This is a genomic window from Paenibacillus massiliensis 2301065 = DSM 16942, from assembly GCF_000377505.1.
GTDB lineage: Bacteria > Bacillota > Bacilli > Paenibacillales > Paenibacillaceae > Paenibacillus > Paenibacillus massiliensis.
This window is the reverse complement of the sequence record NZ_KB898193.1, coordinates 41,387-54,697: the sequence shown is the minus strand read 5'-3', so window position 1 is coordinate 54,697 and position 13,311 is coordinate 41,387. Positions and strand designations below refer to the sequence as shown.

At 48.1% G+C, this 13,311-nt stretch carries 10 protein-coding genes and 1 tRNA gene; 7 read left to right on the top strand and 4 right to left on the bottom strand.

Going from position 1 to position 13,311, the window contains the following annotated elements:
- Position 1: 1 nt before the first annotated feature.
- Complete coding sequence (locus tag D328_RS0118220) at positions 2–757, bottom strand: DUF2087 domain-containing protein (protein WP_018886472.1); 756 nt, start codon at positions 755–757, stop codon at positions 2–4.
- A 755-nt stretch (positions 758–1,512) separates the two neighbouring features.
- Here D328_RS0118220 and D328_RS0118215 point away from each other — a divergent pair.
- From D328_RS0118215 to D328_RS0118185, 7 genes are all read left to right on the top strand, one after another.
- Complete coding sequence (locus D328_RS0118215) at positions 1,513–1,944, top strand: hypothetical protein (RefSeq protein ID WP_018886471.1); 432 nt, start codon at positions 1,513–1,515, stop codon at positions 1,942–1,944.
- A 23-nt stretch (positions 1,945–1,967) separates the two neighbouring features.
- A tRNA-Pro gene (locus tag D328_RS0118210) sits at positions 1,968–2,041 on the top strand.
- A gap of 350 nt (positions 2,042–2,391) precedes the next feature.
- On the top strand, positions 2,392–3,222 hold the full coding sequence (locus D328_RS0118205; RefSeq protein WP_018886470.1) for a beta-1,6-N-acetylglucosaminyltransferase: 831 nt from the start codon (positions 2,392–2,394) through the stop codon (positions 3,220–3,222).
- A 296-nt stretch (positions 3,223–3,518) separates the two neighbouring features.
- Positions 3,519–5,234, top strand: a complete 1,716-nt coding sequence (locus D328_RS0118200) for an ABC transporter ATP-binding protein (RefSeq protein WP_018886469.1) — start codon at positions 3,519–3,521, stop codon at positions 5,232–5,234.
- 394 nt (positions 5,235–5,628) lie between these two features.
- A complete protein-coding gene (locus D328_RS0118195) occupies positions 5,629–8,508 on the top strand; it encodes a 2-oxoglutarate dehydrogenase E1 component (protein ID WP_018886468.1) in 2,880 nt (959 codons plus the stop codon).
- Between the two features lie 6 nt (positions 8,509–8,514).
- On the top strand, positions 8,515–9,795 hold the full coding sequence (odhB, locus tag D328_RS0118190) for a 2-oxoglutarate dehydrogenase complex dihydrolipoyllysine-residue succinyltransferase (RefSeq protein ID WP_018886467.1): 1,281 nt from the start codon (positions 8,515–8,517) through the stop codon (positions 9,793–9,795).
- A gap of 194 nt (positions 9,796–9,989) precedes the next feature.
- Positions 9,990–10,520 carry a YfiT family bacillithiol transferase gene (locus D328_RS0118185; protein ID WP_018886466.1) on the top strand — a complete coding sequence of 177 codons (531 nt, stop codon included), beginning with the start codon at positions 9,990–9,992 and terminating at the stop codon, positions 10,518–10,520.
- A 138-nt stretch (positions 10,521–10,658) separates the two neighbouring features.
- Here the strand turns inward: D328_RS0118185 and D328_RS0118180 are convergent, their stop codons facing one another.
- From D328_RS0118180 to D328_RS0118170, 3 genes are all read right to left on the bottom strand, one after another.
- Positions 10,659–11,639, bottom strand: coding sequence for an alpha/beta fold hydrolase (locus D328_RS0118180; protein WP_018886465.1), 981 nt, complete (start codon positions 11,637–11,639; stop codon positions 10,659–10,661).
- A gap of 100 nt (positions 11,640–11,739) precedes the next feature.
- Positions 11,740–12,714, bottom strand: a complete 975-nt coding sequence (locus tag D328_RS0118175; protein ID WP_018886464.1) for a type I phosphomannose isomerase catalytic subunit — start codon at positions 12,712–12,714, stop codon at positions 11,740–11,742.
- A gap of 158 nt (positions 12,715–12,872) precedes the next feature.
- Positions 12,873–13,271 (bottom strand): VOC family protein, encoded by a 399-nt coding sequence (locus tag D328_RS0118170; protein ID WP_018886463.1) that lies wholly within the window; start codon positions 13,269–13,271, stop codon positions 12,873–12,875.
- Positions 13,272–13,311 lie beyond the last annotated feature (40 nt).

Here is a 13,311-nt window from a genome sequence, read left to right as displayed (position 1 = left end):
TCTATTCAGTCAGCCAATATTGGCTGCCATCGGCTTCACGCTGCATGAAGCCATACTCGATTAAATATCTTCTAACGGTTACATAGTCATCATAGATGTCCTTGAGTATCGTGTTGACTTCCTTCTCTGTATAGCGCCGACCCTGAGCGAAGCGTCCGATGATTTCACGCAGTACGATCAGCTTGTGCTTCTCCTGCATGGTGAACTTCTTCAAACGGCCGGACGTTCCGTCTGGAAAGTATTTGCCCAGTACATTAGCGCGTTCCTCTTCGGTAATGTTATAACGATCATCGATCATGCCAGGCTTAGGCGGGATGGATACCATACGCGGGGCATGATGATCCTTCTCCTTAAGAAGCTCCATCATGGTCAGAAATACCTTGGCCTGTCGTTCCTTCTCCTTCAGGGCAAAGCGATGATTACGAATCGTTGAGGCACTACCGATCCCCATCTCCTGCTGAACCTCAGCGTCGCTTTTTCCATCATGAAATAAGCCCAGCAGTCGATTCTGGTGATCTGTCAATCCAGTGAGCTTCTTATCCAGACCGATCAAGTATTCGAACACGGAGCCGTGCTCATCTGCGATATGCTGGCGGGTATAACGCTCGGCATCCAGTAACGTATCCCCATAAGGGTAGATAATTCCCTGCTCATGAGTTCTTCCGCACAGCAGACAGATATAATGCTCGCCTTGCTTGGTATAGCCTTGCTTCAATTCGCCGATATCTGCATTCCAAAAACGTTCGGCATGCTCCATAAAAAAACACCTCAACATATTGTTTATTAATATATAGATAATATATAATAACGTCTATAAATAGTCAAACAGCTCATGAGCTTGATACTTCTAAGGAGAAAGGAAGGAAAATATAAATTTATTACATAAATGCGAAAAATTTATCGCCTAGCTACTAGTAATTTGCCTGCTGCTGTGATAGAGTTGTCTTATCAGGAAAGGAGGTGCGTCAACATTTGTAATCACATGTTGAGCGTATCCCTTACCCGGTCCAGCATCATCTAATCAACAGACTTGCTGGAGGCGCGGGATACGGATCAATGAATAATTAGCGCCACGGGTAGAGAGACCGTCTTCGGACGGTCTTTTTTTCGTGTTCTTAAGTTCGTGTTGGATTTGATGAACCGTCTTCCTACAGTGGGCAGTGTAAGGTGATTATAGGGATGTTTGATGGTCCTGAGTGTGTACTGCATCTGACAGTGTAGTAACGAAGGTTATGGAGATCCAAGAGATGGAGTTAGGTATTACTAGTGTTTGATATAGAAGTTAGGTGAAGTTAGATGTAGTGCGGTATAGTGAGATATATTGCAGGAATGTGATATATGTAACTTCATGTAAGCGTTTTATTAATTACACTGGAAAGTGTATCCAACTCGCATTCAAGCTTGCCACCTGATCTCGGATAGACTTACTTGCTGATCGCTACCTGCTTTTGGAGAATCGTCTCCACGAATTGTGTAGATTGAACAATTAGTCTTGTAGGAGGAGGAGCACAAGTGAGCTGCACAATAGTTATTGGTGTGTTACTGTGCTGTGGATTATGGACTGGAACAGGTGAAGTTCTGTATGAGCAGGTTCTAGATTATAAATTGAAAGCGTACTCTATGAGTATGGAGCAGAAGAATGTGGCATCGTTTCACGAACTATCACGAGAGTTGAAGCGACAGCATGCAGCGAGTGAGCTTGGACTTGATTCACAGCCTGAGCTTAGTTCAGGATTGGAGTCCTCGTTGACTGGTCCCAGTTCAACAGTTGAGGAAGAACCGCAAGTAGAACATAAACGAATTGGTCAGAATCTAAGCTCCAGAGCGGAGCCGATGCGGCAGGCTGCACAGAACAGTAGTGCGCTCACACTCATGTATTTGTTGTGCAGTCTCATATTTGCCGGTGCTGGATTTTCGTTGATGAGAATGAACCGTAAGAAATAACTCCAGCAAGATGCATTGAACATCGGGGTATAGCGCAGCCAGGTAGCGCGCACCCTTGGGGTGGGTGAGGTCGTGGGTTCGAATCCCGCTACTCCGATCATGAAACTAACAGCATGGTAGTTGTGCATTATGTGAGGCATCTCAAAGATGGGATGCATGGTAACTATCAAGGGACACAATTGTAGCTAGAGACGGCTGCTCCCTAATGGATTAACTACATTTCAGGGCGTGGTCTTTTTTGTATTCAAGAGTATCTGATGAGGATTATGATTTTGCAGTAAAGATGAATTTATGGGGAAGTTGAAGAAATACATAGAACAATTAACGAAAACTACGATATGATAATGAAGACTGAAATATTCGAGAGTGGCTTAGGTTATAGGCTCGATGAATATCCACTTAAACATCCTTATGTACCCATCTAATCAAGGAAGTGAAGGTAACCACATGAAAGTAGCTTATTTTATAATGGCTCATCATAAGCCGAATCAATTACTTCGACTGCTTAATGCCATTTATACAGAACATAATATTTATTTGATCCACATTGACTCCAAGGCCAATAAGAATATGTTCACTTTGGCAAGGCAATTGTCGGGGAATAAGAATATTCATTTTTTACCGTCTCGCTCTACAACTTGGGGAGGTTGGTCACTAGTTCAAGCGGAAATTGATGCGATGCGATATCTTATCACGGATACAACTTGGACGACCTACATAAATCTCAGTGGACAAGATTTCCCACTAGTCAGCCAAGAGAATCTGTACGAGGCTATAGACACGAGATTAAATTATTTGAATTTTTTAGATTACGAGACCGAACAAAGAATTACGAAGCTCACAGGCCAAATGTATTATGTTGAAGATATGGGGAAAATAGAGATCTTGGGAGCACGACCAGAATTTCAGGATTATTTTGATGAGTCAATTAAGACTTATCGTGGTTCACAGTGGAAGATATTAAGTAGACAATTTATAGAGTATGTTCTCAGCTCTGAGCTTTCACTTTCATTGCAAGATTACTACCGGTATACACTCATTCCAGATGAAAGTTTTTTTCAAACCTTGATAGGTAACTCTGAGTATGCACCAACCCTAGAAAGAGATAATAGACGTTATATTAAAGGGTTTTACTCACAAGATAATGTTTTCTTTGGCGCAATGGATCTAACCGTTGCGGATGTCCAAGTTATGATGCAAGGAAATGCATTATTTGCAAGGAAATTTGACTCGGACAAAGATGCTGACGTTTTGAATATATTGGAACAGATGCTATAGACTTAAGGCTCTCATCGTGATTCGAGATACCCTTCAAATTTTAGTGAGAAAGATTATCAATTAATTCTTTACAGCATTTGCAATCACCTACTATAATCGAAATAGATTAAGTCATTACATAGCAATGTAGATTTTCGCTTTATTTTATGTATTGCATGCTTCTGCCCAGAAGCAGCGCATGGATCGAGTAGATCACAGAAATCACAGGAATACCCTGCTGACGGGTGTGCGTTGGCGGGTTATTTGACTTGGGAATGTCGTCGAACTATATCTATTTGAAAAAAGAAGGTGAGTGTGTGCTAGGTCGTTTTTTTGATTTTTATCGTCCTTACAAGACGCTGTTCATATTGGACTTCTCCTGTGCAGTCTTCGTCGCCTTATTGGAGCTTGGCTTCCCGCTGGCGGTGAATTACGTGGTAGACAAGCTGCTGCCATTGGGAGAGTGGCGTCCGATCTTGCTGGCTTGTGCCGGGCTGCTGGCTGTGTACATCGTGAATACAGCGCTGCAGTTCATCATTAACTATTGGGGACATATGCTGGGCATTAATATTGAGACTGATATGCGCCGCAAGCTGTTCGAGCATATGCAGAAGCTGTCATTTCGATTCTTTGACAACAATAAGACGGGGAGTCTGATGTCGAGGGTCACGAATGACCTTAATGAGATCGGAGAGATGGCTCACCACGGTCCCGAGGATCTGTTCATTGCAGTGATGACATTGATCGGGGCGTTCACCCTGATGTCCTTCATTCATATGGATCTGGCCATTATTATCTTCATCATGATTCCGCTGTTGATCTGGCTGTCGATTTATTTCAACAAGAAGATGACCAAGGCATTTGAGAGCCTGTACAGCAGCATTGGGGACTTCAACTCACGTATTGAAAATACGATTGGCGGAATTCGTGTAGTTCAAGCCTTCTCCAATGAAGAATATGAGAAATCCCGCTTCGACAAGGACAATGGGCGGTTCCGGGCAGCCAAGCTGATGGCCTACAAGATTATGTCCAAGGGCTTGTCTGTAAGCTATATGTTAACACGCCTGGTTCAATTGGTCGTTTTGCTCAGTGGTGCATTTTACGTCATTCGTGGCGAGCTGACATACGGTGAATTTATTGGTTTTATCCTGTTATCCAATGTATTCTTCCGTCCGATTGAGAAGATTAACGCAATTATTGAGAGCTATCCCAAGGGGATTGCTGGATTCAAGCGCTATGTTGAGCTGATGGATACAGACCCGGAGGTAGCAGATCGTGCTGGAGCTGCAGATGTAGATCATCTGCACGGCGATATTCGTTATCGTGGAGTTTCTTTTGGCTACGGGGGCAAGGAGAATGTACTTCGCCAGATTGATCTGGACATTCGCGCAGGAGAGACGGTAGCGTTCGTAGGTCCATCTGGTGCGGGCAAGACGACGATTTGTAGCCTGCTGCCCCGCTTCTACGATGTTACAGACGGCAGTATTAGCATCGACGGTACTGACATCCGTGATATGACCCTATCTTCATTGCGGAGGCAGATTGGGATTGTGCAGCAGGAGGTATTCCTGTTCGCGGGTACGATTCGTGATAACATTGCCTACGGGAAGCTCGATGCCAGCGAAAAGGAAATCTGGGAGGCGGCCAGACGTGCTCAGCTAACCGAATTCATCCATTCCCAGCCTGATGGCATGGAGACGATGATCGGTGAGCGCGGCGTGAAGCTGTCTGGTGGACAGAAGCAGCGGCTGGCTATTGCCCGCATGTTCCTGAAGAATCCGCCGATCCTGATCCTGGACGAGGCGACCTCGGCACTGGATACCGAGACGGAAGCAGCAATTCAGGAATCACTTGCGGAACTGTCTGTTGGGCGCACGACATTGGTCATTGCGCACCGTCTTGCCACGATCAAGAATGCTGACCGTATTATAGTCGTAACCGAGCAGGGCATTACTGAGCAAGGAAGTCATCAGGAGCTCATTGAGGCCGGTGGTGTATATCACCGTCTGCATACCGCCCAATTTGGTACCTGATTCACCAGCAAGCCGATTTGAGAGATAATCTCAGGTCGGCTTTTTTTCATATGGGGCAAGGGTTACGAGCTCTGTATATTTGAAACAGCCGAATTCATCTCAAATTCGCATTAATATGTTGAAAAATAGGAAATGTTATCGCGGTGAAAAATTAATACAATGTAAGGTGAGGAAGGAAAGCGCTTATAAAAACATTAGATTACTTCCTGAAGAGGCGTATATAAGATACGATACGCGCACTATATAAAGTATGAATAGGGCAATAGTGAGTGAGCGGAAAACATACTCGAAAATGACACAATGGTCGGAGTTATCATAGGAATAGGTTGATTGGCAAGCCATATGAGTTGATTCCGTCCAGCGATGAATCCCAAAACATGACGAAGGGAACGAGATGACGATGGCAGACAGTAGCAGACCGGTGCCATGGCAAACGTATTACGGACCAAATCTAGGCTATGTGCAGGAACAATATGACAAGTATGTGCAGGACCCGGAATCCGTAGATCCGGCAGACCGTCAGCTCTTTGAGCAATGGGGAGAGCCGCCTCAATCAGCAATAGGAATTGGGCCAGTGGCTGTAGCCCCAGGGCCAGCGACTTCACAGGCACTGAATCCCAACTTATTGAAGAAAGCGGTTACAGCTGGACGGCTGGTATCCAACATCCGTTCATATGGCCATCTGGCAGCCGACATTGATCCGCTTGGACTGAGCCCAGAGGCAGATAAAGGCCTGCTGGAGCCGGAATATTATGGCTTGACCAAGGAAGATTTGATGGAATTCCCTGCTTCTCTGATCTGGGATGGGGCATCCTCGGATACCCTGAACGGCTGGGAAGCAATTGAACGGCTACGCACAGCCTATACAGGGCCTCTGGCCTTTGAGTTTTCACACGTCCATAACGAGAAGGAACGCGAGTGGCTGAACCGCAAGGCTGAAGAGGGCTGGTCATCTACCTCATTGACGAACGAAGAGCGTAAAGAGCTCCTGAATCGACTTGTTGAAGTAGAGCAGTTCGAGGAGTTCTTGCATAAGACCTTCGTGGGGCAGAAGCGTTTCTCCATTGAAGGCAATGATGCGCTTGTGCCGATTCTTGATGAGATCGTTAGTCAAATGACCCGTGGCGGGGCCAGTGACATTCTAATTGGGATGGCACACCGTGGCCGTTTGAATGTGCTGGCTCATGTACTCGGCAAACCATATAGCAAAATTTTTGCTGAATTCCATCATTCCCCGAACAAGGATCTGATTCCTTCGGAGGGCTCGATGGGGATCAACTTTGGCTGGACGGGGGATGTGAAGTACCATCTCGGTGCTGATCGTTTCGTCAAGGCTGGGGAATCTGTTCAGGCCAAGATTACACTAGCTAACAATCCAAGCCATCTGGAATATGTCAATCCAGTGGTACAGGGCTTTGCACGCGCAGCACAGGAGGATCGCAGTGAGCCTGGCTATCCGAAGCAGGATGTGAACCGCGCGGCTACCATTCTTATGCATGGTGATGCTGCATTCCCTGGTGAGGGGATTGTTGCGGAGACACTGAATTTCAAGAATCTGACTGGCTTCAGTAACGGAGGCACATTACACATCATTGTGAACAACCGACTTGGCTTCACAACAGACAGTAGTGATTCACGCTCGACCCACTATGCCAGCGATCTGGCCAAGGGATATGAGATTCCGATTATTCATGTCAATGCAGATCACCCGGAAGCTTGTCTGGCTGCGGCGAGAATTGCTAGCGAGTACCGGAATCTCTTTAAGAAGGATTTCCTGATTGATCTGATCGGCTACCGTCGCTATGGTCACAATGAATCTGATGATCCGGAGACAACGCAACCGCTGGTATATCGGAAGGTTCGTAGCCATCCAACCTCCCGCAAGCTATACAGCACGAAGCTGGCTGCTGAGGGAGTTATCAGCGAGGAATATAGCGAGCAACGCATTGAGGAAGTTCAGAATCGGCTGAAGCAAGCCTATGAGGAGGCCAAGACACAGCCTCAGGAGAAGCCTGTAGTAGAGCTGCGAGCGGCTGAACAGGATAAGCTCAAGCAGAAGACGGCAGTACCGCTGAACAAGCTGAAGAAGCTGAATGAAAGCTTGCTCAAGTGGCCAGAGGAATTCAAGGCCTATCCGAAGCTGGCCAGAATTCTGCAGCGTCGTCAGAATGCCTTCAAGGAAGGCGAGAAGATTGATTGGAGCCTTGCGGAGACACTGGCATTTGCGAGCATACTGGCAGATGGCCGCCCGATTCGACTGACTGGACAGGATGCCGAACGAGCCACATTTGCACATCGTAACCTGGTGCTGCATGATGTAGAGAATGGCAAGACTTTCTGCCCATTGCATCATCTGCCACAGGCCAAAGCATCATTCGCTGTCTACAACAGTCCATTGTCCGAGGCAGGCGTACTTGGATTCGAGTATGGATATAATGTATATTCGCCTGAGACCATGGTTATTTGGGAAGCTCAGTTCGGTGATTTTGCCAACTGTGCACAGGTGATTTTCGACCAGTTCATCTCGGCTGGAAGAGCGAAGTGGAAGCAGAAATCGAATCTGGTTATGCTGCTTCCACATGGTGCCGAAGGACAGGGGCCTGAGCATACCAGTGCGCGTCTGGAACGATTCCTGCAATTGGCAGCTAATGATAACTGGGTCGTAGCAAATGTGACGAGTGCAGCTCAATACTTCCACCTGCTGCGTAACCAAGCGGCACTCGGTAACACAGATCAGGCTCGTCCGCTGATTATGATGTCACCGAAGAGCCTCATCCGGAACAATCGTGTAGCTTCTCCAGCCACCGAGCTGAGTGAGGGTGAGTTCCATCCGATCCTGCAACAGGAGGGTCTTGGTGCCCGTCCAGAGCGTGTGGAACGCGTCATTCTGTGCAGTGGCAAGATCGCAGTGGATCTGGAGGAGGCGCTGGACAAGGAAGCTGGAGAAGATCGGGATTGGGTTCACATTATCCGTGTTGAGCAGCTCTATCCGTTCCCGGAAGCCGAGATTCGCAAGGCGCTTGAGGGAATGTCCCATTTGAAGGAATTGGTATGGGTACAGGAAGAGCCTAAGAATATGGGGGCCTGGACGTTTATGGAGTCTCGTCTACGTGCTGTCGCTCCTCAGCAGGTTGAGGTACGCTATACAGGCAGACCGGAGCGTTCAAGCCCGGCCAGCGGATATCAACATGTACACAGCATAGAGCAACAGCAAATTATTCAGAATGCGTTGAAGCCACTAAATACCACGAACAATATTCCGTTGGGGAGGTAGACAGCTGTGAGCGAGATTTTAGTCCCTGCTATGGGGGAATCCATTACTGAAGGAACAATATCCAAATGGCATGTCAAAGAAGGAGATAGCGTATCTCAGGGAGACGTGCTGCTTGAGCTGGAGACAGACAAGGTTAATCTGGAGATCAGTGCTGAAGAAGCAGGCGTTATTGAGAAAATTTTGCGGCAGGAGGGAGATACTGTAGAGATCGGCGAGGCACTTGGTACGATTGGTGCTGGCTCCGGGTCAGCAGCAGGAGCTGCTGCTGCTGAAGCTCCTGCACCTCAAGCTCCGCCAGCTGAAGCTGCGGCTCCAGCTAGTAGCGAGAGCAAGCCAGCAGCAGTAGCTGTAACGCCACCAGCACCAGAGAATGGACAACATACGGCTTCGCCTGCTGCACGCAAGCTTGCTCGTGAACGCGGGATCGAACTGGATCAGGTGCAGGGTAAGGACCCTATGGGCCGCATTTATCAGGATGACGTAAAGGGGCATGCTCCAGCGAAGCAGGGAGCAGCAACGCCAGCATCCTCTGCACCTGCTAGCAAGCCAGCTGCATCTGCGCCGGCAACTGAGGGAGGCTTCTCCAAGCCAGTGGAACGCCAGCGCATGAGCCGCCGCAGAGCAACGATTGCGAAGAGACTGGTTGAAGCACAGCAGACAGCTGCCATGCTGACTACCTTCAATGAAGTGGATATGACAGCGATTCTTGATGTGCGTAAGCGTCGCAAGGACAAATTTAAAGAGAAGCATGATGTAGGCCTCGGATTCATGTCCTTCTTTACGAAGGCAGTCGTAGGTGCCTTGAAGCAATACCCGATGGTCAATGCCGAGATTGATGGCGATGATGTAGTCGTGAAGAAATTCTACGATATCGGGATTGCCGTATCTGCCAAAGAAGGTCTTGTGGTTCCGGTTGTACGTGATGCAGACCGTCTGGGCTTCGCAGAGATCGAGAAGAATATTGCCGAGCTCGCTGCCAAGGCACGCAACAATTCGTTGGCACTGTCCGATCTACAGGGAGGAACGTTCACAATTACGAACGGAGGCGTGTTCGGCTCCCTGCTCTCGACGCCGATTCTGAATGCGCCACAGGTAGGTATCCTGGGTATGCATAAAATTCAAATTCGCCCTGTCGCCATTGATGAAGAGCGGATGGAGAACCGTCCAATGATGTATATCGCGTTGTCCTATGATCACCGTATCATTGATGGAAGCGAAGCTGTACGCTTCCTCGTGGCTGTCAAGGAGCTTCTGGAAGATCCGGAATCCCTGCTGCTCGAAGGATAATCTTGAATATAGAACGAATGACACCAAGGCAGGCCGATATTGCGGTCTGCCTTGCTTTGTAGCATAGCTCAACGCCAGCAGAGCAGAATCAGGATGACAGAACAATAGTAGCTTTGCTGTTCTTTGTACTATTCTTTGTGCTATAGGAGAGGATGTACAGGATTCGAGATTATAGATGTGGGAGGAGTATGAGCATGGAACAGGATTTGAGGTACCCGATTGGAAAGGCCAATATGCCGCATGAAGTGACAGAGGAGCTACGTCAGGCATGGATTCAGGACATAGAAGAGCTGCCTCGTCGTCTGCGTACTGCGGTTCAGAGCTTGACTGACGAGCAGCTAAGCACGCCGTATCGTCATGGAGGCTGGACGGTGTGCCAGGTTGTGCATCATTTGGCGGATAGTCATCTGAACAGCTACGTTCGCTTTCGGCTGGCGCTAACAGAGGAGGTTCCAGTAATTAAGCCATATGATGAGGGACGCTGGGCGGAGCTGCCGGATGCACGTGTTACTCGTCTGGAGCCGTCCTTTCACATTCTGGAGGGAGTACATGATCGCTGGGTGACACTACTGCGTTCTCTAAATGAGGAACAGTTCGCTAAGACGTTCATTCACCCGGCCTCTGGCGAGACCCTGAGGTTAGAGGAGAACCTGTACCTGTACTCCTGGCATAGCAGACATCATACGGCTCATATTACCTCATTGCGTGAGCGAATGAATTGGTGATATACCTGTTTGTAATCGTATTTTACCTGATGTCTTTCTTACTCTTGTCAGGCCCAAAAAAGCTTGAATCCGTTAGGATTCAAGCTTCAATCATACCTGTGTTAATTTACGTTTTAATTTGGGGTACCACCCCGAAGTCTACATAGAGATTCCTGTCTCATTGTCATCAATACGAGATGAAAGGGCATACTGCGGAGAGCCGTGATGCTCCAGCCAGTGTAGAATATCATGGTAGACCTCGTTGCGGTTGATCTCATGAAGCATCTCATGGCGCCCCTCGGGATAAAGCTTATAATCGACCTGCTCCATCCCTAACGCTGTGTACATATTGACCAGATTCATGATCCCTTTGCCGAATAGTCCGACGGGGTCTCGCTGCCCGCCAAAGATGTAGACAGGCTTTGTGCGGTCAATCCGTCTTGTATTCTCAGGTAGATGGATTTCCTGCAATAGGTGAAAGAACGACTGGAAGAAGTCTGTAGTACAGATCGCTCCACACAGCGGGTCATTGATGAAGGAGTCCACCTCAGCAGAATCTCTTGATAGCCAATCAAAGGCAGTCCGCACCGGACGGAAGCTACGGTTAAAGCCGCCAAAGACAATGGCATTGAGCAGCATGCTACGGTGGTTGGCTCCTTGAAGCTTTCCTTGCATGAGAGCAAGCTGTTCACCTAGTCTCACAAGACTGCGTTTGCCGTTGGTCCCCGATAATATAAAGCCCTTGTAGCTCTCATGCCGTTCGTACATGACCTTTTGGGTGAGGAAGGAGCCCATGCTGTGACCCAACAAAAATATTTCCTGTCCGGGATGCTCCTTGGCAGCCACCTGTCCCAGCTCAATCATGTTGTGTGCCATACGGTTAAAAGCATCAGGCCCAGGATTACCGAGCGCATTCGCATCCTTGGCCGTACGGCCATGACCAATATGATCATTCGCGTACACGCCATAGCCATGTGCGGTCAGCTGTTCAGCCAACCCCTTGTAGCGAAGCGCAGTCTCGCACATTCCGTGGGCAATCTGCACAATCCCCCGCAGTGGAACATCTCCATCTGGCATCCACCGATATACGAAAATATCAATTCCTTCATGATCGTACATTACAAATGTATCATTTTGCATCAGTCATTCACGTCCTTGTACCCAGCTATAGTCTCATCAGAGAAGCGATTGCTGTATACAGCCATGCTCGCATGTATTTCTCCCTCTTGGGCGGTAAAATTTAAGGCAGATAGGATCTGAGCACGGTATTGGAGCCGTTCAGCTCGTAGGACCCCAGATTTGCTGGCAGCAAGAAGCAATCTCCGGCTTTGTAAGGTAAGGAGCCTGCTCCATTATCCCAGGTCAGGGTACCTTCTCCGTCACAGACCACGAGGATTGTGAAGCTGTCAGCATGTGTAGTCAATGCCCAGTTCTCTTTTACAATACCCTTCTCCACTACAAAATAATCACAGGAAGCAAGAGTGAGCCATTGACCTGCCACAGCTTCTGAAGTCTCCATCATCGTAGCCCCTGCGCTATCATAGGAAGTCACATTCAGCGAATCCTCGATATGCAATTCACGAGGCTGACCATCCAGCCCAGGGCGATTGTAATCATATAAGCGGTAAGTCGTATCGGAGTTTTGCTGGATCTCGGCCACCACGACTCCAGCACAGAGTGCGTGTACAGTTCCTGCGGGGATGAAGAACGTATCTCCTGCCTTAACTGATACCTGGTTCAGATCCTCCATAATGGTGCCTGACTCAAGCGCCTCTCGCATGCTGTCCCGGGTCACACCTTCCCGCAGACCGTAGATGATCTTCGCATCAGGCTTGGCATCCAGCACGTACCACATCTCGGTCTTGCCAAGCTCCCCTGGAGGAAGTCCTTCGTAGCTATCTGTTGGGTGTACCTGTACGGACAAATCATCATTGCAATCCAATAGCTTGATCAGGAGCGGAAAACGCCCTCCCTGTTCGGATACGCCCTTGCTGCCGAGCCAATCCTTGCCAAGCTGTTCACGGATCGCATCGAGCCCTTGACCAGCGAGTGGACCGTTCAGTACAGTTGTGGTCCCGTTCGGATGATCGGCAATCATCCAGCCTTCACCAATGTGTCCTGGCGGAGGGGTCAGCCCGAATGATTCAAGGGCACGGCCTCCCCACACTCTTTCTTTGAATTCAGGTTGGAATTGCAGCGGATAAGGTGTTAGCATAGCGGTGTCTCTCCTCCATTTGTGTAATAATCAATTTCATAATTTAATTAAGATTGATTTTTGTAACTAGACATAGACAAATTGAACCGTTTTGATCTATATCTAGTCCTGATTGAAGCAGCTAAAGGTATTATAAAATTGATTTTATATATGTAATATTAGATGGAACTACGTGTAGATTGGAAGAACTCCAGACGTTCACCATCCGGCCCGTCGAAGAAGAAGTACTGACTTCCATTGGGCAGAGTGGTGATCTCTGTATCCAGTCCATGTACGCCCAGTGTGCGTATACGATGGAATTCCACGTCGATATGATCGACGGAGAAGGCTACATGGTGAACACGTCCTTCACTCGGTAATGTATCGGAATACCCCTGAATTAGCTCCAACTCTACGGATTCTTGACCAGGAAAGGCCAGAAAGGCGAGGCGGATCTCGGGGTTCAGATGCTGAACGGTCTCCAAGTGACGAAGGCCGACCACTTTGACATAGAACTCGATCGACCTTTCGATCGAGGATACCATAATACCTACATGCTCCATTTTGACAACAGCCATTCTTGCTCCTCCTCCAGAACACAAATCAAAGCAGTTATAA

Excerpts from the sequence above, each read along its gene's own strand:
- D328_RS0118185 (WP_018886466.1), top strand. The coding sequence starts at position 9,990 with ATGGAACAGGATTTGAGGTACCCGATTGGAAAGGCCAATATGCCGCAT.
- D328_RS0118220 (WP_018886472.1), bottom strand. The coding sequence starts at position 757 with ATGGAGCATGCCGAACGTTTTTGGAATGCAGATATCGGCGAATTGAAG.
- D328_RS0118175 (WP_018886464.1), bottom strand. The coding sequence starts at position 12,714 with ATGCTAACACCTTATCCGCTGCAATTCCAACCTGAATTCAAAGAAAGA.
- D328_RS0118195 (WP_018886468.1), top strand. The coding sequence starts at position 5,629 with ATGACGATGGCAGACAGTAGCAGACCGGTGCCATGGCAAACGTATTAC.
- D328_RS0118205 (WP_018886470.1), top strand. The coding sequence starts at position 2,392 with ATGAAAGTAGCTTATTTTATAATGGCTCATCATAAGCCGAATCAATTA.
- D328_RS0118180 (WP_018886465.1), bottom strand. The coding sequence starts at position 11,639 with ATGCAAAATGATACATTTGTAATGTACGATCATGAAGGAATTGATATT.
- D328_RS0118170 (WP_018886463.1), bottom strand. The coding sequence starts at position 13,271 with ATGGCTGTTGTCAAAATGGAGCATGTAGGTATTATGGTATCCTCGATC.